We start from the raw sequence: 24,505 nt of genomic DNA on the forward strand, positions 1-24,505 counted from the left end.
GGCAACTCTTCGAGCGCAGACACCGACCCAGGTATTCATTGGTATTCTTCCGCTATGGCTGACACCACGATCAAGATCGACGAAGGTATAAGAGATCGCCTTCGCACGCTGGCCGAAGAGCGCGGACTGAGCACTCGCGCGTACGTGGAGCGCGTTGTCGCGGCAACTCCCACCGAAGGCGAACGGGCCGAGCGGACGGCACGAGCGATCGCGTACGTCCGCGCGAACCTGCGGCCGGAGCTGACCGATGAGGACGTGCGCGAGGCTCAGGCCTGGCGAGCGGAAATCGCCGCGGGTCGCTTGGGAGAGCGCCGGTGATCATCCTGGATCACACGGCGGTGGTCGCCCTGTGCAGAGGGCACCGCCTGCTGTCCGGACTGGCCGTGGTCGAGGTCGACGATCCGCTTCTGCGCGCGCACGTCCCCGCGTTGTGTCTGTTCGCGGCAAGCCTGGAGCTTCCTGGTGCGGCGGCGCACACGGGGGCACTTCCCGGCCTGGAGTTCCTGCCTCTCGACTTCGCGGCTACGGCCGCCGTGGAACAGACGACTGTCGCGGGCGTCGACTGGCGGCACGCGCACGCGGTCTACGCTTCGGCGGCCGGTCAGGGCGAAGGTCAGGTACTGACCGCGACCCCGGAGGCGTACGACGGCACGGGCGTATGGACGGTGGACATCGGCAAGCCGTGAGACCGGCCGCCGCGGTACGCCCGACTCGACGTCGCCGCCTCCGGCCCTCGCCAGGTGTTCCGTCAACCGGCGACGACGAAAATCCTGGCGCCCGAACGGTCCCCGGCGCTGGGCTCGATGATCCCTTCACTGCACTCCAGCAGCCCCGTGCACCCCATGCCGTGCAGCAGCAGACCAGGAAGAGCGGTACCCCTCTGATGAGCGCAGGTGGCGCGGCACAGACGCCGGACCCCAGACTCGCCGAACTCGCCCGCACATCACGCAACTTCGGTTTCCTGTACGACCATCTGCCGCTGCTCGTCGCCTACGGCTCAGGGGCCGAGGCCAACGCCTTCACCGACCCGAACACCTCGCTGATCAAGTCCCGCCAGTTCGGTGAGGCCCTCGCTTCCGATCTGGTGCGCCGGGCTCGCGTGCAGTTCACCGGGAGCAAACAGATCGAGCGCCTGGCCGCCCTCGACCGGGAGGGTTACCTGCACGGCGACGTGGGGCCCGCCTTCCACGAGGTCCGCGTACTCGGCAACAAGGCCAACCACGACGGCATGACGACCCGGACGACGCCTTCCGGGCCCTGCGGACCTGTCATCGGCTCGGCGTCTGGTACCACCGCCTGATCACGGGATCCCGGGAACAGTGCACCTTCGTTCCACCGGACCCGGCACGAACGCCGGCCGCACAGCACACGGCCCTGCGCGCGCAGGTGGAGGAGACCCGGCGCGCGCTGGAGGAGGCCCGCCTCACCTACGAGGGCCAGGCATCCCAGGCACAGGCGGAGCAGGCCGCCCGCCTCGCGGCGGAGAGGGAACTCGCCGACGCGGCGGCGGAGAGGGAGGAGCTGGCCCGCCAGGTTGCCGCCATGCACGATCAGCTCGCGGCGCTCCAGCAGGCCCAGTCCTCGGCCGACGCCCGGCTGCTGCGCGAGCAGATCACGAGCCCCGCCGCCGCCTCCGAGGCGGTGGCCGAGCGTGCCCGTCTCCTGGAGAACGCGGAGCAGGCCGCCCGCGAGCCGCTCACCGAGGCGCAGGTACGCACCCGCCTCGACCAAATGCTCACCGAGGCGGGCTGGAGCGTCCAGGACGCGGGCGGCAGCCTCAACCTGTACGTGCAGGGCGACCGTCGCGGCAGCGGCGTCGCGGTCCGCGAGACGACCACCGCCACCGGCCGCGCCGACTACGCCCTGTACGTGGAGCGCAAGCTCGTCGGCGTGATCGAGGCCAAGCGGGAGGGCGCCGACCTGACGGCCGCCGAGGCGCAGGCCGACCGGTACGCCGACCACCCCACCGAGGCACAGCAGCGCCTGATCGCCTGGCGCACCCCGCTACCGTTCCGCTATGTGTCGGACGGCGGCGAGACCCGGTTCCGCAACACCCTCGACCCCGACTCGCGCAGCAGGCGGATCTTCTCCTTCCACCAGCCCCGCACGCTGTCCCGCTGGATCCGCCAGGCCGAACAGGACCCCCAGGCACCCTCCTACCGAGCCCGCCTGCGCCTGCGCCTGCCCGACCTGGACGAGCGTCCCCTCCGTCCCGCCCAGATCAAGGCGGTGCTCGGCGTGGAGAAGTCCGTGGCCCTGGGCAAGGGCCAGCAGGGCACGGGCCAGTCCCGCTCCCTCGTACAGATGGCGACCGGCGCGGGCAAGACGTACACGGCAGTCACCTTCTCGTACCGGATGCTCAAGTACGCGCAGGCCGAGCGGGTCCTGTTCCTGGTGGACCGGAACAACCTGGGCGCCCAGGCGCAGAACGAGTTCGAGAACTTCACGACGCCCGACACCAACCGCACCTTCGCCGACCTGTTCAACGTGCAGCGCCTCGGCGCCGACGGTATGAACCCCTCCGCGAAGGTTGTCGTCTCCACGGTGCAGCGCCTGTATATGGAGCTGACGGGCGCGACCGTCCCCGCCACGCAGGGCGAGGACGGCGAGGAGGAGTACTCGTACGACACGCCGGGCGACATCTCCGTCGGCTACAACCCCGGCATCCCGCCCGAGTCCGTCGACCTGATCGTCGTCGACGAGTGCCACCGCTCCATCTACGGCAAGTGGCGTTCTGTACTGGAGTACTTCGACGCGCCCGTCGTCGGCCTCACCGCGACACCCGTCGCGCAGACCTTCGGCTACTTCAACGGCAACCTGGTCAGCGAGTACACCTACCCGGAGGCGGTCGCCGACGGCGTCAACGTCGACTTCCAGGTGTACGAGATCGTGACGCGGATAACGGGCGAGGGCGGAGTCATCGCGCGGGGCGTCATCCCGGTCCGCGACCGCCGTACCCGCCGCCAGCGCTACGAGGACTTCGACGAGGACGTCTCCTACGGCGCGACGGAAGTCGGCGTCGGAGTGATCAGCAAGGACCAGCTGCGCACGGTGATCCACACCTTCCGCGAGCGCCTGTTCACGGAGATCTTCCCCGCGCGTGCCAAGCGCGACAAGGAGACCGGCGAGCTGCTGTGGGACGAGATGTACGTCCCCAAGACCCTCGTCTTCGCCAAGAACGACAACCACGCCGAGGAGATCGTCGAGGTCATCCGCGATGTCTTCGGCAAGGGCAACGACTTCTGCGCGAAGATCACCCACGCGGCGAAGAAGCCTGCGGAGCGCCTCTCGGACTTCCGCAACCTGCCGCAACTGCGCATCGCCGTCACCGTGGACATGATCGCCACAGGCACGGACGTCAAGCCGCTCGAATGCCTGCTCTTCCTGCGGGACGTCAAGAGCTGGGCCTACTTCGAACAGATGAAGGGCCGCGGCGCCCGCACCCTCTCCCTGACCGAGTTCGAGCGCGTCACCCCGGGTGTCGGCCCCAAAACGCACTTCGTGATCGTCGACGCGGTGGGTGTGACCCGGAAGCCGAAGGTGGACGCCGGTCCGCTGGAGCAGCACACGGAGAAGGACCTCAACCTTGAGAAACTCCTCCGCCTCACAGCCCGGGGCGTCGCGGAGGACACCCACATCTCCACCCTCGCCTCCCGTCTGGCCAAGCTCGACATCCAGATGACCGACGACGAGCGCGCCGAGATCGAAGCGCTCACCGGCGGCGTCCCGCTGAAGCACATCGTCCACAAGATGGTCGACGCCGTCTCGATCGACGAGCAGGGCAAGACCCGCGAGGCCGCCGAACGCCTCGGCCTCGAAGGCAGTCGTGCCTCATGAGGGGATCGACGGGCGCTGGCTGGCGTGGGCTATTCGCGCGCGGGAGCACTACATCCTGGGAAACTGCCGTAAGCGCGGTACCACGGTGGCGTCACTTGAGGTGCCTTGGCTGATGGACACCGAGGTTCTCGTGCCACCGCGTATGGAACAGCGCCGTATCGCCGCCGAGATTGAGCAGCAGATCAGCCACATCGAGGCAGGCGAAGAAGCGCTGACTGAAGCAACCAGACGGGTATCAGACCTCCGCTCCAGCATCGCCGACGCGGCCATCTCGCAACACTCCGAGTCCCCTTGGGAAAAATTGCAGGGACTCTTGAGAGAACCCTTGCGCAATGGCGTGTCAGCAAAGGCAACGACAGACCAGAACGGCATTCGAACACTCACTCTAACTGCGGTCACGCGGAACGACTTCAGCCCGCAATTCACCAAGGTCACCAGCGCAGATCCGAAGCGGATCAAGAATCTCTGGCTCGAAGACCAGGATATTTTCATCCAACGCTCCAACTCTGCCGAGCTGGTCGGCACGTCTGCGATTTACCATGGCGAGAGGAACTGGGCAATCTACCCCGATCTCCTCATCCGCGTTCGCGTTGATCAGTCCCGTGTATTGCCTGAGTATGCAGCATTGGCCCTGCGGACAAACCGGATTCTATTCTACTTCCGCCAGAACGCGCGCGGTCTTTCCGGCTCCATGCCGAAGATCGATCAGGCAATGATTGAGAACGCGGATTTCCCGGTGCCCTCGCTTCCCCAACAGCGCGAGGCAATTGAGTGGGTGAAGCAGCAGGAGGCAGCCATAGACCCAATGCCGCTAAGTTAGGCGGCTCGTGTCGTCCGCCTGACGATGGGGCAGGGGGGCAGCCGTCTCGCTAGGGTGCGGTTCGTGGCGCGAGTTGGGCAGGTCAGTGGGGACGAGCCGTCGGGCGGGCGGCTGACGGACCACATCGAGTTGGGTGTGCTCGCCCGTACGTTTCCCCGGGATCTGCTGGAGGAGGTCCTGGACGTCACGGGTCGGCGGGAGAGGCGGGTGCGGCGGCTTCCCGCTCATGTGATGATCCGTTACGTGATCGCGCAGGGCTTGTTCTTCGGGAGCGGGTCGGAGGAGGTCATGCGCCAACTGGTCGGTTCCCTGCGGCATCTGGGCTCGTGGAGTGACGACTGGCAGGTGCCCAGCACTTCGGCGATCGCGCAGGCCAGGGCCCGGCTGGGGGCCGAACCGCTGCGGGAGTTGTTCCGACGCGCGGCGGTCCCGGCGGCCGGACACGGCACCAAGGGCGCGTGGCTGGCCGGCCTGCGGCTGATGTCGATCGACGGAACCGGCCTGGACGCGGCCGACACCGAGGCCAACGTGGCCGCGTTCGGACGGATGAACTCCGGGCCCAAGGCGTCGGCCTTTCCCAAGGTGCACCTGGTCACCCTGTCCGAGTGCGGTACCCACGCTGTGGTCGCGGCGGAAATCGGCGGCTGCCGGACCGGGGAGCGTACGCTGGCGGCCGGTGTGCTGGACGCTTTGGAGCCGGACATGCTGCTGCTGGCCGACGCCGGTTTCTACAGCTGGCAGCTGTGGCACGACGCCGCCGCCACCGGCGCTGCCCTGGTGTGGAGGATCGGCGCCGGTGTGAGTCTGCCCGTCGTTCGTGCCCTGCCCGACGGCTCCTACCTGGGCCTGCTCTTCGACCCGTCGGTCAAGACCGCGCGCCGCCAGGCACTCCTGACCGCCGCCCGGGCCGGGCAGGAGGTGCCCGGGGAACAGGCGCAGCTGGTGCGGGCCGTGGAGTTCACCGTGCCCGACCGAAATCCCGACGGGGAACTGGTCTGCCTGATCACCACCGTCCTGGACCCCGCCCGGATCAGCGCCACCGAGCTGGCCACCGCGTATGCCCAGCGGTGGGAGCACGAGTCGGCGCTGGACGAGATCAAGACGCATCTGCGTGGTGGCGGCCAGATCCTGCGCAGCAAGTCTCCCGACATGGTCGAGCAGGAGATCTACGGACTGCTCCTGGCGCACTACGCGGTCAGGGACCTGATGTGCCAGGCCGCGGACGAAGCAGGCCACGACCCCGACCGGCTGTCATTCGCCCGCTCCGTCCGCGTCGTCCGCCGCCAGGTCACCGACCAGGCGGCCTTTCCCCCCTGAACACCTGCCCACGGCAACCGCCCACACCCTCGCCGAGATCACCGAGCGGCCCAACCCCCGGCGTCGCCACCGCACCTACCCCCGCGTCATCAAACGCGCCCGCCACAACTCCTACCGCGTGAAACGCCCCACCGACGTAGCCCTCAAACACACCGGACCACCCACACCGCAACTCATCCGAGCCACCTAACTTAGCGGCATTGGCCATAGACCCGCTTGCTGCATCTGTCAGCGAGGCACAGGCCGAGAGTGCCGAACTCCGCGCCGCCCTACTCCACGCCGCCTTCACCGGCACCCTCGTCCCCCAGAACCCCTCCGACGAGCCCGCCTCGGCCCTGCTCGACCGGATCCGCGCCGGACGCGCGACTGCCAAGAAGGCACCCCGCAAGCCGCGCTCCGCCCGAAAGCCAAGTGAGCGCTTCCGTGCATACGAGTACGATGAACTGATCGCACGCGACAAGGTCAACCTCGACTTGACGGTGCTTCAGTCTGCCTCTGCGTCCTCCGCCTCGCTCGCACCTCCGGACGTGATCGCGCAGGAGATCGTGGAGGACCTGGAAACGGCACTAGCCGAATTCACCGCCGTCGCACAGGCGTTGAAGAAAGCCGCGAGCAGCAAGGCGGCCGACTCCGAACCGATCACGGAAACAGAAGCCGCCGACGGTTCAACTGGCACCACCAGCACTTCCGAAGACGACCACACGGACGACGACACACCCCACGAGCGGTAGCCCGGCCTCCCCTCCCTCCCCTCCAGCCCCACACGGACTACGGAGGTCCCGAGGGCCCGCCGGAGCCCGCTCCGGGAAGGGGACGGCAGGCCGCCTGTGTCCCTACAGACGGTACGGACACAGGCGGCCTGCCAGGGACTGAACAGGGACTGGGTGACAGACAGCATGGCCAATGGGCTCGGCCGAGGCAATGGCACGGCGGCGGCAAGCGTACGACCGGAGAAGTTCTGGAACGGCGACGCGATAGCGGACCGCTTCTGGAAGTTCTGGGGCGAGGAAACGAGCACCCGCGCCATCACCCGCCTCCAGTTCGTGGAGCACGTCGGCTACCTGCTGTTCCTCAAGCTGGACCACGAGCGCGCCCAGCGCTCGACACGGTTCGCGCACCGACCCGTCGCGCCGGTCGACGCCTGGCCGAACCTGGCTCTGCTCAGCGGTGAAGCCCTGCACACCGGACTGACCAGGCTCATGGACGATCTCGGCGACCAGGACCTCGCCGGACGTCCCGACCGCCAGACCGCGAGCGTCGTCTTCCGTGACGCCCAGCCCTGGGACCTCGACCGCATGGCCGAGCTCAACAAGCTGATCGTCGAGCAGATCGACCCCTACCAGTGGCTGGCGGTTCGCCAGGCCGAGTTGGGCCGCGCCTTCTCACGGATGCTGCGCGACCGCCGCGACGACATCGACCTCAAGATCGAGACCGGTCAGACCCTCACGCCCGTGCCCATCCTGAACGCCATCACCAAGGTGCTCGACGTCGGCCCCGAAGACATCGTGATCGATCCGGCGTGCGGTACGGGCACGACGCTCATCGCCGCCTACAACGCGATGCTCTCCGCGAACCGTCAACTGGCCCCGTCCGCCCTCGCGGGCGCCGACCTCGACGCGCAGATGTGCCGGCTGGCCATGCTGAACATCCTGCTGCACACCGGCCGTCCGTTCGCCGACCCCGCTCCCGTCCAGCTCGCGGACACGCTCAAGCGCAAGAGCCCGGTGGTCCGCGCCGTGTCCGGTGTCGTGCCCACCGTGGCGATCTGTAACCCGCCGTTCAAGAGCAACGGCGTCCAGCCCGACGCCACCATGCGCGACGACTTCTGGGCCTACGGGGACTTCCCTACGAACTTCCTCCAGCACCTGGCGATCACGCTGCCCCAGGGCGCGCGGGCAGCCGTGTTCGTCCCGGACGGAGTCCTCTTCGGCGGCGGCGCGGCAGCCACCATACGTCAGAACCTCCTGAAGACCTGCGATGTGCACACGCTTCTGCGGCTGCCGACCGGGCTGTTCCACCGCAAGGGCGTGAAGTCGAACATCCTCTTCTTCACGAAGTCCGCCCCCAAGCCGAGCGGTGAGCCCGCCACCCAGGACCTGTGGGTGTACGACGCCCGAACGGGCAAGCACCACACCGACACCGGCAACCCGGTCAACGAGGCCGACTTCGACGACTTCGTCGCCTCTTGCCTCCCCGAGGGCGGCTCCGCCGAACGGACCGAGTCGGAACTTTTCCGTCGTTACCCGGTGGCGGAACTACTCGCCCGCCCCAAAACGAGTCTCGACCTCAAGGCCCACCTGGCCCCGGAATTGGGCGACTTCGGCTCCCCCAAGGAAATCGCCTCCGAGGTCGCGGACCGACTCGACGAGGCGGCTGCCCACTTCCGCCAGGTCGCGGAGGCACTGCCGGGGCAGTGACCCGGCAAATGCTTGATCATTCCGGCGTGCCCTCCGCACCTTCCCATACGGAGGGCACGCTGCGGTCAGCGGCCCGGTCGCGTCCCGTAGAGGCCGAGGCCAGCCGTGGACAGATCGCCACCGAGTGCAGCGGGCAACGGCACCTCTTCTCCGTACTTGCCGTGGACGACGCTCCTGTACTCGCCTTCCCCAGGCCGGCCGAAGAGCGACCAGGTGCCCGTCCGCGGGTCGATCTGCAGAAGACGAGCGACGCCCGCGGCGGCATACCACGCGGTCTTTTCGTTGATGCCTTTGAGCCGCTCGGTCGGAGAGATGACCTCCACGGCCAGTTCGACCGCGTCAGCGTCCAGGAGCCAGCCGTCGTCATCCTTGAACGTGCGTGGGCCGATGGTCAGATCCGGGGTCGCGTAGTCGTCCGGGTCATCAGGCATCGGGACGGACACGTTCTCGAACGCCTCGTACGGAGACGAAAGCCCAGGGCGAATGGCATCGCGCAGGTCGATGATGATTCCGGCGTGCCTGCCGCTCGGGCTGGGGGACATCACGAGTGTTCCTCCGATGATCTCAACACTCATGCCTGTGGCTTGCTCAATGCTCTCCGCGGCTTCGCGCAGGTGCCCACGACGGACGGGAATGGGGTGATGAGCCGGGGTGCTCACGGTGCCACCTCTCTCCTTGCCTGGCTGGAGCTCCCGCAGGGAGCATCTCAACACTCACGCGACATGGTTTTCACTGTACGGCAGGGACTGAGGACAGCGTTTCCAGACATCGACGGACGGCTCACAGAAATACCGGGCCGCCACCGCGCTCTCTCCGATGGAATCCCGCGCCATCATCCGACGCAGGGCCAAGGAGCACAGAGCATGAATCGCGCACACCTCAGCACGCCGGACCTGTCGGGCGCGAAGTGGCGCAGCAGCACCTACAGCGGCGGCAACAACGAGTGCGTCGAGATTGCCGACAACCTCCCCACCCTCATCCCTGTCCGCGACAGCAAGCGCCCCACCGGCCTCATACTCGCCTTCTCGCCCACCGCATGGGCCGCCTTCGTCGATCACCTGCGCTGAGCAGAGCCAGGAGCCTCATGCAATGAAGGTTGGGTCCACCCTCGGTGTGCCCACCCCCACCCATGCCGCGCCCACCCCGCGCGGATGCGCGCCCATCACGCCTCCGCCGCGGGTGGGCCCCACTGCCCCGAAGCGAAAGCGCTCAACAGCTTCCGGCCGGTAACCGTGAACGGGTGGTCGGAACCCAGGCTGCGTTCCCGTCTGGCCACGACATCCGTCATCAGCTCTGTCGCCGCGTCCCCATGACCGAGCGCGGCCTGGGTGCGGGAGAGAAGCTGCTGGGCCGAGAGCGCGATCGGATAGTCGGGGCCGAAGCGTCGCCGGTAGGCCTCGGCGACCAGCCGTATCTCCTGGTCGGCCTCGTCGAAGCGACCCAACAAGTAGAGCGCCCAGGCGCGGTTGTGGTGGGCTCCCAAGGTCACCGTGTGGTCCGGGCCGAGAAGCCGGTCGCATTCCGAGGGCAGGTGAAGAAGTGCGCCGTCCTCTTCAGTGACGACCTCGGAGGCGGACAGCAGGACCAGCAGGCTTGAGCGCGACCGTAAGGTCAAAGGGTGCGTGGGGCCCAGCGCCATGCGTCGGCCGGCGACCGTGGACCGGAGGAGCGAGAGGGCCTCGTCCCGTCTGCCGAGTTTTCCCAGCACGAGCTGAAGGCCATGGCCGCTGTCCAGGGTGTCAGGATCGTTTGCCCCGAACAGACCGTCCTGAGCGGCGCGGACGCGCTCGAGCAGCGACTCGGCCTCAGCGTACCTACCCAGACGGAACAGCGCGCGGCCTGCCCTGGAACGGGCGGCCAGTACGGACCGGTGCTCCGCGCCGAGTTGCCGCTCGCCGAAGTCCGCTGCGGCTCGGGCGGCCTCCCAGGCGGAGACGTAGTCTCCGGTGCGGTGCAGAGCGACGGTCAACCGGGTCGCCACGGCCAGAGCGTCCGCCGACGTCGGCGGGTCGTCGATGCGTCGCAGCAAGGCGAGCGCATGGGGAACGAGCAGCCGGAGCAGCGGATCGTGCGGACCCGCGTCGGGGACACCGGGAACGGCCGCGTCAAACAGTCGGACGGCCGTCGTGTCGAGAACCGGAACCGTCTCCGCCGGAGTCGCCGCCGCGACACTGTCGAGCAGCACCCCGTGGCTCTGCGCGCACCGCACACCGACGTCGACCAGTTCGGTCAACGACTGGTCGAGCAGCGCTCTCAGCGCGGTTTCGCAGCTCGCGCGAGGAAGAACAGCGTCGATCTCGGGTCGGTTGAGCAGCGACAGCGGCAACGGTTCGGGAGCGAAGCGAGCCAGCAGCCTCAGCAGCGCGGTCGCTTCGGGCAGCCCTCGTGCCCCGAACGCGTCGAGTGTCAGTTGCCACGTCAATCCCACCATGTGCCGTGGGTCCTCATGAGACAAGGCATCGGCTCCTTGGTCGATGAGCCCGACTCGTTCCCCTTCGTCGAGATGGCGCCCGAAGGTCTCCATTGTCCATGGGTCGAGCACTTGTTGGGAAAGGAAGCCGCCTGCCAGCGTGAGAGCCAGCGGCAACCTGCCGAGCCGTTCCGCGATCTCTGCCGCCTCCTCCTGCGTACCGCTGTGCGGGGCGAGGTCGCGCAGCACCCGCGCGGCATCCTCACGCGGCAGTACGCCGATGTGCTGCAGCTCTGCCCCCGGCCACCAGCGGGCGGCCGACCGGCGAGTGGTCACCACGACCATGCCGCGGGGACTGGTGCGCAGCCAGCTGCCGTCACGGAGGATCTCGGGCTCGTCGGCGTTGTCGAGCACCAGCAGCCAGGGTTCGGCGGAGCGGTCGAGATAGTGCCAGACGAGATCGGCGGCGGCGCGGAGTCCGTTGCGGGCAGCCAGCAGTTCGCCGTCGCCAGCACCTCGGTCGGCGGCGACCGCGAGCATGCCGGCGCGCAGGCTCGCGCGGTCGGAGGCACTGACCCACAGGCCCACCCTGCCGCACTCGTTGACGATCAACTGGAAGAACGTGTAGGCGACCGCGGTCTTGCCGCAGCCACCCATGCCGTACAGCACGTAGGCCTCACCACCACGCCCCGCACGCACGCCTGCTCGTAGACGTTCCAGCACTTCGACGCGATCACGCAGAACGACCGGGGGCCGGCCCACCGCCGGACGGCGAACCGAGTCGGGGCCGCCGGGCGTGGCCGCCTCATCGCCGTAGTGGTGGTGTTCGCTGATGTGCTGGTCGCCCGACGCTTGGTAGACACGGCCACGATCCTCGGCGTGGCCGTCCATCGCACCTGTCATCGCTGCGCGTTGTGCTGGTCTCGTCCCGCCTGATAGATCCGGGCCCGGCCGGACGCGCTGGCGTGCTGGGTGACCGCAGGGCCGGTCGAGCCCCTCGGCTCAAGTTCGTCGAGGAGTGCGCGCAGTTCCACAGCAGCGCCGGGCCGGGCGGCGAGCAGCCGCCGGAGCCGTCCCTGCCACTCCAGGTGCAGCTCGCCGAGTGTCTCCTGGTCGCCGGCCTCGTCGGCCGCCAGGGCGTCTTCGCGGGTGGCTTCCAACTCCGCGACGACAGCCTCGGCACGGTGCGGCTGCGTTCGACACCACAGTTGCGTGATCCCTTCCCGGGTGCGACGCCAGGCGTCAGTTGTCATCAAGGTGACCAGCGTGACTCCCGCGCTCTGTGCGAGTAAGGCCGTCTCCGGGTCCACAATTCCCCCCTTGAGCAAAACTTCCGAATATAATTATATGCCAAATGGGTCGAATTTTCAGCATCTGCCATGTTTTGATAGCTTGCCGTTTCGTGGCTTATCGTCGCACTCTCGGGCCGGATGGAACAGCATGGGGTCATCCGCACCATCATCGGCAAGTCCGGTTTTGGCGTGTTCAAGCCGATTCATCGAGTGCTAAGTTAATGAGAATTTGGCCCAATCGAGGGGACGATGGCCATGAGCAGGCCTTGGGAAGCTGATCCGACCACAACATTCAAGCGGCGCCTGGGCAGGTCACCACAGGAACTGGGTAACACAACCGACAACCCCGACTGCCCCGACATCTGGGAGCTCGAGAACGGAGACATCGCCGTCATCGGCCGAGACCTCACGGAGTCACTCGGCGGGAAACTGCCGACGGGCGTCTCAGTAGGGTCCGACGAGCGACTCGTTGTCATCCCAAGGAACATGTTGGTTGCGGCGAAACCGGATATCCCCAGTGTTTGATTCCTTCCCAAGCGGCGCTTCCGAACGCATGGATCGCCCCACATATCACGCGGATTTCCGTCGAATCCACGGCAGTGGCGTTCGCTGCCTGAACAAGCTCGAACGGGGGCAGAAATTCAAGGAACGAGGGTTTGCCAGCTGGGAGGCCTTCGCCGCCGGAAAATGGGAAAGAGCACTGTCCCTCGTCGAGGAGAAGCGCGATGTCTACACACGGCAGTTTCGCGAGGCGGCACGGCTGAACATCCTGGAACGCCGCCTTCGCGTGGTGGAATTCCCTGTCACTCCATACGTCCAATGGGAGATGTTCGTTCTACGCCTGCGCGTGGAGCTGGGCGACAACATCAGGGTGCTCGATGCCCGCAAGATCTCGGACATCGAGAAGGACCGCCCTGTTCCGGAGGTGGTGATCCTCGGAGACGTCGTCATGTACGAAGTGTGCTATGACGATGACGGAAACGCGGCGGGAGCCAACCGCTTCGCCGACCGAGCACTGATCCGGGAAACGTTGGCCGGATTCAATGCGCTGTACGGGCACGGGGAAGACTTCCACAGCTTCTTCGACAGGGAAATCGCTCCTCTTGCCCCACCCGCAGTCGCCTATTGAGCTGAGCGCCGGACTCACCATGTTCGGTGGCGCCGCTTCGTCGTTCTCGGACGTCGGCACAGAGTGCAGCCCACCAGACCGTCGGGGGTGGCAGGCGGCCGACGGGGGTACCCTGGCCTCGGCTCGATGGCGGGCAAGCCGTCCCGGGCACTACACCAACCTCTCCTCCCCCGGCTCATCCTCTTCCGCGATCTCCCGCCAGAGCCGCTCAGCGATCTCCACCAACGTCCCCTCGCCCGGAACCCTCCACTGCTTGGGCCCCTGCACCGCGCTCCACTGCTCCTTCCAGTCGGCCGCGTTCCACATCTGGGATACCAGTCCTGTCGGGGAGTACCGCTTGCCGTCGGCCTCCCAGAGGATGGGGGTCTTCCGGTCGTTCACCCAACTCGCCCTGCGACGGCGGGGGTCCTCGTCGAGCCATGCGCCGATGGCCAGTTCCTCCACGGTGCTAGGGGCGTAGACGAGAGGCGTGCCGTCGTTGATGGCGTCGTGGTCGACGAGCAGGCTAACCGTCTGGGGGCGCCGTTGCCGCTTGGGCCCCGTGTCCTCCATGAGGGCCTTGAGGTTCATGGGGGAGTCCGGACCGGTGCCGCGTTCGAGAACCCCGAGGACCGCGGCGACCAGTCGTGCGCAGCGCTCCTCGTTGGCGAAGGTGCTGGTGACGTAACTCTTACTGGTGAAAAGGGTGTCGACCATGATGATGAGGCACACGAGTACGGCACTGACCTGCCCCGGCACCTCGGCGAGCACCGCCGCCCACTCGTCGTCCGACTCGTCGAACTTGTCCCTGCCGATGCGCTGGAACACCAGATGAACCACCAACAGGGCCCCGCTGTCCACGACGGCGGCCGGGCGGCCGGTGAACTTTGCCCGCAGTTCCGTCAGTTGGTCCCGCACCAGGCGGAAGACCTGTACCGCGCGCCAAACCTGCTGGGCGGCCGGCTGCTGACCGAACAGCCTGGTGTAGGCACCCCCGGGCCCTCCTCCCACAGCGCGTTCGTGGAGCCCTTGACCCGCACGGCGAGCGACGAGTCCCGGTGCATGCAGGCCAGGGCCGTGGCCGCCTCCGTGACCGAGCAGCCTGACTCGGGTGCCGGGTCCAGCTCGCCCCGCCGGAAGACGTACTCCTTGTCGAGGGAGAGGCGGAAGTCCTTCTGGATCTCGCTCTGGACGGTGTCGATGGCGATGAAGTCCCGGCGCTCCATGTGGTTCTGCGTGTTGGTGGCCTTGGTGATGGAACGCCCGAAGCCCTCCGGTGCCCCCTCCAGGGAGATGATCCGTACCAGGACATACGCCTCCGCGACGGCCTCGGGGTCCCTCTCGTACGCCCGGAAGGCGGAGGATACCGTCTGGGCGCCGTTGACCACGCTGGCGTTGTGCAGAGTGAGGGTGGTGGGCTGGCCGACCGCTCTCTTGGCGTGGTACTCCTGCTCGACCCTGTCGCACTGCACCGTGATGCCGTTGTGGCGGTAGAGGAAGCCCTCCGGGTCCTCCAGCATCGACTCCACCATGGTCTGGTTGACCCCGGTGAGCCCCAGCGACTTCCGGACGTTGCGGTCGTAGAGGCGCTCGCCGTGCCCCTTGTCGTGGCCCTCGTCATCGCCCTGGCCGCCGTACCAACGGGCCAGCTGATCGGCACTGACCTCACCAATCACCGCCTTGTACGGAGTCTCGCGGCTGTACCACTCCCGGTCCACGGTCGCCTTGAGAGTGATCGGCTGCGGCTCCAGGTCCTCCCGGATCGCCCGGTGGAAGTCCCCCTGGTCCAGGACCCGGTACTCCACGGCCCGTCCGCGTCCGCCGAACTCGTTGGCCGCCTCGTCCAGGATGTTGCGGGTCTCGGGAGAGAGACGACCGTCACCCATGAGCGCGACGACCAGGTTCACCTTGCACGTGGGGAGCCGGAGGACGCCGTGCACACGATCCGCAAGCAGTTGCAACCGCTCGTTGAAGTGGTCGAGATCGCGGTTGTCCAGCTTCTTCAGCCCGTGTACCAGCTTGAGCGCCGCCTCCGTGTCGAAGCCGGCCGTCCCCTTGTCCTTCCACTTGGCCTGGATGAGCCAGAGTTCTGATCCCGAGGCGGAGAACGCGACGCAGTCGATGCCGAAGTCGTCCCGGCCGTCGATCACCCACGCCGCCGCCTCGTCCGAGGTGCAGTCCGCGAGGATACGGGCGGCCTTCGCGGACACGGCCCTTGACAGCAGGGCCGTCTCGCGCTCCCTGGGGTCTTTCTTCTCGAAGTCGTCCATGGAGATCCGGTGCTGGAACTCCCGCAGCAGCGCCCTCCTGATGTGCTGCACCTCAAGAGGCATGCCCTGCGCACCCTTGCTCATGCCGACCCCCAACGCCCGCTCATCACAGAACTGTTCAGACTATCGAAGCGACGTACAGCGTGCCCCGGCCCTGCGTCAGCATATGCAGCCGATCCAGTTGTTCCGGGCATGGTTTTGGCCGGCGTTCCGGCTGGGGTTCAGCTCGCGTCCGCGGCCCACGCCGCTCGGGGCGTCGCGTGAGCCGCCGGACGACCCTGCCGCTGCCAGGGGCGCTCAGCACGACACAAGCGCCTGCTGCCGGTAGCAGCAGGTCAGGGTGAGCGGGTGGTGGCCTTCGTACGGGCCAGCCCGGCGCCCAGGTCAGGAACGGATCGCCGTATACGCCCCGAGCCACCCCGTCGCCAACCGGTCGCCGCCCCTGGTGAAGACGGCCGCGCCGCTGTGGCCTGCCGAGTTGTCGGACGGGCCGTCGGGCGGCAGGAGCAGGGTGGTCTCCTCGCCGTCGCCGATGTGCAGGGTGGTGCTCGCGCCGTTCCACAGCCGGATCACTGAGCCCGTTGGGGCCGTCACCTGGACCTTGCCTTCGTCCTCCTGAAAGTCCAGGCGGACGCCGGTGGCGCGCTCCGCGAGCAGGGCGTGGTAGCGGTCCGGAGTCAGGGCGCAGTCGCCCGGTGGGGTGGTGCCGGTCCAGTCGGGGGCGTCGATGCCGCGGGCACGGGCCGCCTGCCACATACGCGGGACGAGGCGGGGTGCGTGCGGCGCGGTGGCCATCCGCTCGCACATCCACAGCAGTCGTCCGGCGCCCCGGCGGGGCCCGAGTGTGCGCCAGCGGATGCGAAGCGCGAGGTCGCCGGCGACCACGGCCGCCCAGGGGTGGACCGTGCCGATGGGTCCCTGCGCGCCGAGCCAGGCCAGATAGCGCCGGGCCTCCTCCAGGATGCCGGTCATGGAGTCGACGGGGATACCGAGGACATAGCCGGGTCGGCCACGGAAAAGACCCGGGCGGCCCCCGACCAGCAGCAGGACCGCGCGAGCGAGGTCACCGGCCTCGGGTTTCGGCTCGTCGCCCTCCGGCGCACCGGACTCCTCGGGCCCACTGACGTCCTCGTACGCACCGGTCTCCTCGGGCCCGTGGCCCGCCTCGCGCAATACGCGACGCAGCGCCGCACGTGCCCGGTCCGTGAACGGGGCCTGTTCGAGCGCCGGAAGACGTGTACTGAGCAAGGCCGCGAGCAACTGCTCGGCAGCGAAGGCGTTTTCGGGTACGGCGGCCTCGCGCACCGCTGTGGCCAGTTCGTCGGCGAGGGCGGCGTCGACCATGAAGCGGCTGGTCAGCCGGCCCAGCGCGGTCGGTTCCAGACGGCCTTCGTCCGTACGGCCCTCGTCCGTGGTGGCACGCAGGCAGCCCGCCGTGGCAAGGAACCGCGCCGCCTCGTGCAGGGGCTCGACATTGTCCTCGCCCTGGTGTGCGGCGAACGTTCCCGCCCACCACCGTTCGGCCTCGTCCGGGGCGGTCAGCCGTTCCTGGACCACCTCCGCGAGGAGGTGGTCGGGCAGGTGGTCGCCCAGCCGCGACCGCACGGTGTATCCGGCGGCGAGCCGGGCCTGCCAGTGTGCGCGCTCGCCCGCGTCGGTGAGCAGGAAGGCCCAGCCCTCGCGCTCCCCGGCACCGATGCGGCCGGCCCGCCCGAACATCTGCTGGACCATCGACACCTCGATACGGTCCAGGCCGATGGTGGTGTCACTGACGATCACGGCCCGGGCCGGAAGGTTGACGCCCGCGGCGACGGTCGAGGTGGCGACCAGGACGTCCGCCTCACGGGCACGGAAGGCGTGTTCGGCCTCGCGCTTGTAGGGCCAGTCCCGGTAGTGCAGCCGCACACCCGCCTTCGTGCACAGGCGCTCGACGAGTTCCGCGTCGTCCGCGTCGACGCCGGCGGTCGGTACACCGCGGTCGGCGGCCAGCGCGAGCGCCGTCGACCGCACCCGGCGCTTGCTGCCGCAGAAGACCAGCACGCTGCCGCCGTCCGCGATGACGTCACGGGCGATCCGTACGGAGGCCTCGGTGCGGACGGCGGCCCGCGCCGCCCAGTCCGCCTCGTCGGCCGGGGGCAGGACAGGCAGCTGCCAGGTGAGCCGGGTGGGCCGCCAGGCGGTGCGGACCAGGCGGGCGCCCAGCCAGTCGGCGACCTCGTCCGCGTTGGCGACCGTCGCGGAGAGACCGACGATGCGCGTTCCCGCGCTGTCCTCTCGCACCCGTGCCAGCAGCGCTTCCAGGACGGCCCCACGAGCCGGGTCGCCGAGCAGATGGATCTCGTCGACGACCAGACACCCCACCTCGGCGAGCGCGTCGCGCAGCGATCCCGCACGGCAGATCGCCTCGAACTTCTCCGTGGTCGCCACCCACACGTCGGCCGCCCGGATCAGCTCGGTGTCCACCACGGCCTCGCCGGTCAGGCGCACCACGCGCAGCCCCTGGCGCCGCCACAGCTCCAGCTCGCGGTCGAGTTCGTCGGTGAGCGAGCGCTGCGGCACCAACCAGGCCGCCTTGCGACCCCGGGCGTGCGCGTCCAGCGCCGCGACCATGCCGATCGGGGTCTTTCCCGCGCCGGTGGGCGCCACCACGACCAGATGCCCGGCGCCCTCCCGCACGAGGGGAACCGCGGCGGCCTGCGCCGGGTTGAACGTCCGGTGCGGCAGCAGGGCCGCCCACTCGGCGGGCACCAGTTCCCCGACCGGCATGTACGTGTCGTGGTCCCCCTCCGGCAGTTCCTCCAACGCGTCCCACTGGGCGGCGAAGGCATCCCGGCCCGCCGCAGCCCAATGCCCCGCGACAGATGGGGGTCCCCCCTGTTCGAGCGGAGCCGAGAACTTGGGGGCGGAGCCGCCGGCAGCGGCCACGACCAGCTCCGTGCGGCCGCCCAAGTCGTTCACGGTGCCGACCTGTTCGGCCTCCCCCCAGTACCGGCTGACCCGGTACGGAACACCGCGCTCCGCCAGCCACGCCCGCAGCTCGCCGTACTCCGGGCCCTCGGGAAGGATCACCCGCACGTCGTCGGCCGCCGCGAGAGCCGCATCGGCGGGGCGCCACGCCGAATCGACCGCCTTGCACCACAACAGGGCCCGCTTCTCAGCCTGTTCGGGCACCGGGAGATCCTCCGGCCAGGCCGGACGGCGCCCTCCGCGCGCCGCCGGATACGCCTGCCCGGACACACGGATCGCGGTGACGGTGACCCCCGGACCACTCGGACAGGGCCCCAGCGGCACGCGCGGCCCGGCAACCACCGGCACGGCCCGGCGAGGCGTCCCGGCGGCCAGTTGGTCGTACGTCCTCACTCCGAGATCCGCGAGGGTGAGTGCGGCGGGGCAGGCGGGGCAGACGAGCGCGGTGTACCGGTGGACCCGCCCTCGGGACTCGTACGGCTTGCGCAGTGCGTGCAACTCCCCCTCACAGGCGGGACAACAGCGCTCCACCCGCGCCTCGTAGGACCAGCCGGGCTCGGAGAACCGTGCCGGGACGTCCCCGCCCAGGGCGACCCCCCACCGCTGCCGTACGACCTCGGCCACGGATCCCTCCGCGCCCGTCCCAGGCTGTGCCGGGACGCTCTCGTCCGTCGCTCCGTCCGTGCTGCGCATGCCGCGACTGTGGCATGTCGTGATCTCCGCCCGCAGGCGGTTCATACGTCTTCCACCACTACGAGTTCCACCACTACGGGCACACCTGGCCCGACCGCCCGTTATCCAACCGCGTGTCGCACGACAGGTGTACTACCCGTGCACCAATGCGCACCCCTCGCGCACACCGTCGGCAGCCACCACTAGAACAGGCATCAACCAAACCACGAAATAGCAGGTCAGCGCCAGAAGCCTGATCTGCGGTTTCCCATGGAGCCGCCTTCGGGATGCGAACCCGAGACCTACGCATCACGAGACCTGCGCATCACGAGACCTACGCATCACGAGACCGCGAGTGATCACGCCGCCTGGTGACGGCTGATGCTGCGGGATGCTGTTGTGCCTGATCAGGCCACATGCGCCAGGCTCAGCACCGGTGCCTCGCGCTGCACCGTCCAAAGGCATCCGGCCACCCCTTGGCCACCCCGGACTGTATTCACGGTAGTCGGCAGGCACAGCGCACGATCCATTGGACTCCGACAAACACGCCAGTCGCACCAGTGCCTCATGGCTGGCAGTAGGGTTCGCGGCTCGGATCGGCGTGAACCTCCACGAGGGCCTCGGCACCGATCTTGCGGAGGCTGGGACGCCGACATGCGTCGGGCCTCGCGAGCCGCAACGTGCCCACCCCGTCCGCCCCCATCAGCACCTCCAACCGGTGACGCCTCCAACTCTCCCTGTATTTCGGCGAGGTCAGGCCCGAGGAAGCCAGCGAGCTCGACGGGCGACATCAGAGCAGCCTGGCCCGCCGGATAGCCCCCGAAGCTGTCCATGCCGCCGCTCTCCACGGGCTGCCCCTGCCGCATCCATATCCATCCGTCCTTCCCCCACATTTTCCGCCAGGGAGAGGTCACCGGGATCGGCAGCACTCCTGCGCCACCGAGACGAAGGCCAGCTTCGCGCGCTTGAGTTCGTCAGGCCTCTCATGGCGTCGCAGACAGTCGACGAGGTTGTGCGCTGCGGCGGCGGCATCCGGCGGGCCTTCCAGAAGTACTCCGGCCAAGGTGCGTTGCAGCAGGACGTCGTCGTCGGCCTGCCCCCGCCCGTTCCGTTCGGTGAGGATCCTGGCCTCCGCTGCTCCGAGGAACTCCGCGTAGGTCTGGCGGCGGAGGGCGAACTCGCGGTGGTCGGACTCAGCGCGAAGCGTCATGCGAACAGATTCGAGCAGCGCGTCCGCCTGGCGGTCGCCCGCGTGGCGTGCCGCAGCGGCCTGCCGGATACCGGCACTGCGGGCGTACCAGCCGGTGACGACGCTGCCCGCGATCGCCGATCCCGCGGCGATCAGTGCGATTCCCCAGTCACTCATGCCGCCATCCTCGCGATCAGCTACGGCATGCCACACCCCCTTGCCGAATGTGCGGCGTGGATCACGCTCGTCGGCCTTCGAACAGCTCGCGATAGGATCGGATCATGTCGCCCGACGACGCCAATCCACCTGCCCCTACCTGCGGAGACAGTGGTTTCCGCCCGCCGGTTCCCAGTAGACTGGACACTTACGGGCGACGGGCGACGGGCGACGGGCGACGGGCGACGGGCGACGGGCGACGGGCGAGCGGTTCTGTTCGCGGCTCGGTCGGCGGTGGCCCTGTATCGCCTGCTCGACGTTCTTCCCGTCTTCTCCGGTGACGACCGGATCACCCGCATGTTCACCCTCGTCCCCGGGTCCGACTTCGGAGTCGACGCTTTCTCCGCGATCGATACCCTCGGCGGCCGCACGGTGCCGTGGAGCGAGGCACTCACCAGCACGTACGACCTGGTCGTCGCCGCGAGCCCGAAGGGCGACCTGAGGCTGCTGCGCGGCCCGCACGTCCTCCTGCCGCACGGCGCGGGCTTCAACAAGTCCATCCCTGGCGAGGGTTCAGCCGACTCGGCGTCTGGACTCGACTCGGCATATCTGCGACGAACGGACCACGACGCTCCGATAGCGCTGCATGCCTTGGCCCATCCCGATCAGGTCGCCAGACTGGCCGCCACGAACCCGCGGGCCGCCCGGCACGCGAAGGTGATCGGCGATCTCACTCTGGAGCATGTCCTCGCCTCGACGTCCTTGCGCGACCGCTACCGGGCGGCGTTGGGGACCGGGGCGCGCAAGCTGCTGGTCCTGGCCTCCACCTGGGGGCCGGAGTCCCTCCTCCGGCAACGCCCCGGACTACCCGCCCGGCTCGCGGCCCAGTTGCCCTACGACGAATACCAGTTGGCGCTGATGATCCATCCCAATGAGCGCAGCCTGCTCGGGACGTACGAGCTGACCGAACGCCTGGCGCCGGCCCTCGACGCGGGGATGATCCTGCCGGATCCGCACGAGGAATGGGCTTCCGTCCTGATCGCCGCCGACGCCCTGGTCACCGATCACGGATCGGCTGCCCTGTACTACTGCGCCGCCCAGGACCGTCCCGTCGTGAGCGTCCACCAAGGCGGCGGCGAACTGATACCCGGCAGCCCGATGGGCGTACTCCTTGACCGGATACCGCAGTTGGGGCGCGCCGAGGACATCGTCGACGTACTGCGTGCGTACCGGCCAGGTCCCGGGCACGCCGCCGCTCAGGCCGCGTTCGCGCCCCCCGGTGATGCCGTGGACCGACTGCGCACCGAGGTCTACGCCCTGCTCGGCCTCGCGCCACCCGCCCACGACGTCACGCCCCGACCGCTGCCCGCGCCCGCCCCCGCCACCCGTGTCCCCACGGCGTTCGACGTCCATGTGAAGAACACCGCCGCCGGCGTCCGGATCACCCGGCACCCGGCCGGCACCGGGCTGCCCGGCCACCACCTGGCCGTGGAGCACGGCGCCGCCGACGAACAACTCGCCCGCTCTGCCGGCCTGTTGTACCGCCGTCCGCTCCCGGCGAGCGTTGCCCCCGTGGACCTGGCCTGGACCGCCGACGGGTGGACTCGGCACGCCCTGTCCGCCTACCCGGGCTGCCGTTCCGCCGCGGCGCTGCTGACGTCCGGCGGGTGCCTGCTCAGAATCCGCGGTCATGAACAGACGTACGCCGTCCAGGTCGAACCGCGGTCCGAAGGAGGCCGGATCGTACGGCTCGACCCGGCCGTCGCACTGTCAGCCGTGCACGCCCGGCTGGTCTCCGCTCGGCCCGCCCCGGAGGGTCGCACTGTGATGAACTGCCTCATCGGAGATTGGACTTTCCGCATCACCCTCCGCCCGGCCACGGAGACCGAAGCAACCCAGGTGATCTAGACCAGGCCGTTGCGCTGCCGGAAGTTCCGGGCCGCCGTACGGTGCTCCTCGGCCTCCGCCAGGTGCCCTTCGGCTGCGTCCAGTTCGGCGAGCGCGTCATGGACGCGTGCCAGGTCGAAGCCCGAGCGCCGCCTACCTGCCCGCCCGAGCGACTGCTCGTACAGCTCCCGGGCCTCGACCGCACGACCGAGCTGGTGCAGGACACCGGCGAGGGCGAACGCCGAGCGTCCGATCAGCCTCTCGCGCTCTTTCACTACGAACCCGGTGTGCGCCTCGGACAGCAGACGATGCGCTGCCTCAAAGTCACCGACCTTCGCGCTCGCCTCGCCCATCCGATAGGTCTGAAGCAGGACGCCGTAGGGGTTGGGGATCGCCCGGTGCATGTCGCGGGAATCGGCGAAATCGCCCAAAGCGGCGCTCCACTCGCCCCGTGCGCCCTTGAGCATGCCGCGGTACTCGACCGCCGACGCAGCGAGCTTGCGATCTCGTTCGGAGTCCCCCAGCAGTTCAACGGCGGACATCGCGCTGTCGATCTGGTCCTGGGCCTGGCTCAACTCCTCCGACTCCCACAGCGGCCTGGCCAGCTGGCAGCGCGTGCGAACCAGCCATCCCGCGTTCCCCCCGTGCCGGACCGCCGAGTCGACGGCGAGCCGGAAGACCTCGATGACCTCGGACTGGTGGGGACGGTCCAGGGCATGCGTCCACACGGGTTCGGACAGGGCCACGACCTCGGTGTCCATCCCACGGCCGTGGGCCAGGCGCGCGCACGCGAACAGCACATGGCGTTCCTCGTCCAGCCAGCGGACCGCGCGTTCGGCGCGTTCAGCCCGGACTTGCTTGTCCTCAGTCGCTTCCGAATCTTCCAGTGGAACGTCCGGCACACCGGGAACAGGGTCGAAAAGATCCACGACAGTCAGCCGACGACCGGCGGCGAACCGGTCGGCCAGCTGAACCTGCCGTACGAACCAGCGCAGCAGCCTCACGTGTGCCCCGGCCACCTCCCCCTCCGCCGCCTCCCGGCGGGACCGGCGCAGGGCGTGCCCGCGCTGCGGCCCCGGCAGCCTCATCTGGCCCGCCTCCGTCCGCGACAGCATGCGCAGGTCCAGTAATCCGGCCCGGTCCAGCTCCTCCAGGGCGTCCTGGCATGCCTCCAGCCCCAGCCCCGACAACGCGGTGGCGGAGTGGAGGGTGAACGTGTCACCGGGATGGTGCGGAAGCAACCGGTAGAGCTGGGCCGCCGGGCGGGACAGATCGGCATAGGCCGTGTCCCAGATGTGCTCCACGCCGGACACTCCCCTCTGGTCCAACTCGGCCTGGAGATCCGCGAGGAGACGGGAGAGCGGGCGCAGCCGGTGTGCGCGCACCCACCGGCCCGCCACGTGCAGCGCCGCGGGGAGACCGTCGCACAACCGGACCATCGCCCGCGCCGCCTCCGGGTCCGTGGCCAGCCGATGGTCACCAGCGATCAGCTCCAGCAGCTCCGTCGCCGCCCGCTCCTCCAGCGGCGGCAGCGCCAAATCCACAGCAGCGCCGGCTTCGAGGTCGTGGAGCGGACCGTGACTCGTGACGATCACCACGCTGTCGCCCGACGCCGGAAGCAGCGGGACGACCTCCGAGGCATAGCGCGCGTTGTCCAGCAGGAGGACCATTTTTGCGGCGGAGGTCCTGTTCCAGTACTGCCTGCACCGAGCCGCGTACTGAGCCTGCACCTGGTCCGGCGCCACGTCGAGGGAGTTCAGCAACTGGGAGAGCACATCACCGGGGTCCAGCAAGCCGTCCGCCCGGAAGCCGTCGAGGTCGACGGACAGCACACCATCGGTAAAGGGATAGCGGTCGAGCAGAGTGCGGGCGATCAGGCCGGCCAGCTCCGTCTTTCCCAAGCCGCCCGGCCCGCTCAGCGCCAGGACCAGCGGACGTGAACGGCTCCGCCATTCCGTCACGGCACGCAAAGCACGTGCCCGCTCATCGTCCCGGTTGACGAAGTACACCGGCTCCGGCGGAAGTTCGACCCTCACAACAGCCCCCTCGACCATCCGCAGTGCCCTGCACGCACTGCCCGACGATCATGCACTCTAGAGACTTTCACTTCCCCGTGCCCGGTATCACCGAAGACCCAAGAGCCCCGAATCCTCCGCGCGGGCG

General features: G+C 68.7%; 20 protein-coding genes. 12 read left to right on the plus strand and 8 right to left on the minus strand.

What is annotated here, in order from left to right; all coding sequences use genetic code 11:
* The first annotated feature begins 54 nt into the window (after positions 1–54).
* From RV986_RS23315 to RV986_RS23350, 8 genes are all read left to right on the plus strand, one after another.
* Positions 55–318 (plus strand): hypothetical protein, encoded by a 264-nt coding sequence (locus tag RV986_RS23315; RefSeq protein WP_475919253.1) that lies wholly within the window; start codon positions 55–57, stop codon positions 316–318.
* Entirely contained in the window at positions 315–686 is a 372-nt protein-coding gene (locus RV986_RS23320; protein WP_475919254.1) for a PIN domain-containing protein, read from the plus strand. Before RV986_RS23315 ends, RV986_RS23320 begins: the two co-directional genes overlap by 4 nt.
* Before the next feature lie 197 nt (positions 687–883).
* On the plus strand, positions 884–1,300 hold the full coding sequence (locus tag RV986_RS23325; RefSeq protein WP_475919255.1) for a hypothetical protein: 417 nt from the start codon (positions 884–886) through the stop codon (positions 1,298–1,300).
* Positions 1,301–1,386: 86 nt separating this feature from the next.
* Positions 1,387–3,837 (plus strand): DEAD/DEAH box helicase family protein, encoded by a 2,451-nt coding sequence (locus RV986_RS23330; protein ID WP_475919256.1) that lies wholly within the window; start codon positions 1,387–1,389, stop codon positions 3,835–3,837.
* A 112-nt stretch (positions 3,838–3,949) separates the two neighbouring features.
* On the plus strand, positions 3,950–4,657 hold the full coding sequence (locus RV986_RS23335; RefSeq protein ID WP_475919257.1) for a restriction endonuclease subunit S domain-containing protein: 708 nt from the start codon (positions 3,950–3,952) through the stop codon (positions 4,655–4,657).
* 63 nt (positions 4,658–4,720) lie between these two features.
* Complete coding sequence (locus RV986_RS23340; RefSeq protein WP_475918579.1) at positions 4,721–5,974, plus strand: IS4 family transposase; 1,254 nt, start codon at positions 4,721–4,723, stop codon at positions 5,972–5,974.
* 200 nt (positions 5,975–6,174) lie between these two features.
* Positions 6,175–6,705, plus strand: a complete 531-nt coding sequence (locus tag RV986_RS23345; RefSeq protein ID WP_475919258.1) for a hypothetical protein — start codon at positions 6,175–6,177, stop codon at positions 6,703–6,705.
* Positions 6,706–6,870: 165 nt separating this feature from the next.
* Complete coding sequence (locus RV986_RS23350) at positions 6,871–8,391, plus strand: HsdM family class I SAM-dependent methyltransferase (protein WP_475919259.1); 1,521 nt, start codon at positions 6,871–6,873, stop codon at positions 8,389–8,391.
* 65 nt (positions 8,392–8,456) lie between these two features.
* On the opposite strand, the gene RV986_RS23355 is transcribed toward RV986_RS23350, so the two are convergent.
* A complete protein-coding gene (locus RV986_RS23355) occupies positions 8,457–9,050 on the minus strand; it encodes a Uma2 family endonuclease (protein WP_475919260.1) in 594 nt (197 codons plus the stop codon).
* Positions 9,051–9,254: 204 nt separating this feature from the next.
* On the opposite strand from RV986_RS23355, the gene RV986_RS23360 reads away from it, so the two are divergent.
* Positions 9,255–9,458, plus strand: coding sequence for a DUF397 domain-containing protein (locus RV986_RS23360; protein ID WP_475919261.1), 204 nt, complete (start codon positions 9,255–9,257; stop codon positions 9,456–9,458).
* Between the two features lie 95 nt (positions 9,459–9,553).
* Here RV986_RS23360 and RV986_RS23365 read toward each other — a convergent pair whose 3' ends face one another.
* Positions 9,554–11,704 (minus strand): tetratricopeptide repeat protein, encoded by a 2,151-nt coding sequence (locus tag RV986_RS23365; RefSeq protein WP_475919262.1) that lies wholly within the window; start codon positions 11,702–11,704, stop codon positions 9,554–9,556.
* The gene (locus tag RV986_RS23370; protein ID WP_475919263.1) at positions 11,701–12,111 is read right to left on the minus strand and encodes a hypothetical protein; all 411 of its coding nucleotides are present in this window, start codon (positions 12,109–12,111) and stop codon (positions 11,701–11,703) included. Before RV986_RS23370 ends, RV986_RS23365 begins: the two co-directional genes overlap by 4 nt.
* Positions 12,112–12,348: 237 nt before the next feature.
* On the opposite strand from RV986_RS23370, the gene RV986_RS23375 reads away from it, so the two are divergent.
* Positions 12,349–12,618 carry a hypothetical protein gene (locus RV986_RS23375; protein ID WP_475919264.1) on the plus strand — a complete coding sequence of 90 codons (270 nt, stop codon included), beginning with the start codon at positions 12,349–12,351 and terminating at the stop codon, positions 12,616–12,618.
* Positions 12,611–13,222: a DUF6879 family protein gene (locus tag RV986_RS23380; RefSeq protein ID WP_475919265.1), complete on the plus strand. Its 612-nt coding sequence runs from the start codon at positions 12,611–12,613 to the stop codon at positions 13,220–13,222. Before RV986_RS23375 ends, RV986_RS23380 begins: the two co-directional genes overlap by 8 nt.
* 150 nt (positions 13,223–13,372) lie before the next feature.
* Here RV986_RS23380 and RV986_RS23385 read toward each other — a convergent pair whose 3' ends face one another.
* The 4 genes from RV986_RS23385 to RV986_RS23400 form a co-directional block, all read right to left on the minus strand.
* Complete coding sequence (locus tag RV986_RS23385) at positions 13,373–14,119, minus strand: hypothetical protein (RefSeq protein WP_475919266.1); 747 nt, start codon at positions 14,117–14,119, stop codon at positions 13,373–13,375.
* Positions 14,104–15,555 carry an AIPR family protein gene (locus tag RV986_RS23390; RefSeq protein WP_475919267.1) on the minus strand — a complete coding sequence of 484 codons (1,452 nt, stop codon included), beginning with the start codon at positions 15,553–15,555 and terminating at the stop codon, positions 14,104–14,106. The genes RV986_RS23385 and RV986_RS23390 overlap by 16 nt, the downstream gene beginning before the upstream one ends.
* 300 nt (positions 15,556–15,855) lie before the next feature.
* Positions 15,856–19,131, minus strand: a complete 3,276-nt coding sequence (locus RV986_RS23395) for a DEAD/DEAH box helicase (protein ID WP_475919268.1) — start codon at positions 19,129–19,131, stop codon at positions 15,856–15,858.
* An 889-nt stretch (positions 19,132–20,020) separates the two neighbouring features.
* Entirely contained in the window at positions 20,021–20,476 is a 456-nt protein-coding gene (locus RV986_RS23400) for a hypothetical protein (RefSeq protein ID WP_475919269.1), read from the minus strand.
* Positions 20,477–20,749: 273 nt separating this feature from the next.
* On the opposite strand from RV986_RS23400, the gene RV986_RS23405 reads away from it, so the two are divergent.
* The gene (locus RV986_RS23405) at positions 20,750–22,363 is read left to right on the plus strand and encodes a translation initiation factor 2 (protein WP_475919270.1); all 1,614 of its coding nucleotides are present in this window, start codon (positions 20,750–20,752) and stop codon (positions 22,361–22,363) included.
* Here RV986_RS23405 and RV986_RS23410 read toward each other — a convergent pair.
* Entirely contained in the window at positions 22,360–24,378 is a 2,019-nt protein-coding gene (locus RV986_RS23410) for a hypothetical protein (protein WP_475919271.1), read from the minus strand. The two genes, RV986_RS23405 and RV986_RS23410, sit on opposite strands and share 4 nt — an antisense overlap.
* Between the last annotated feature and the right edge of the window lie 127 nt (positions 24,379–24,505).

It is taken from the genome of Streptomyces sp. RLA012, assembly GCF_056270325.1.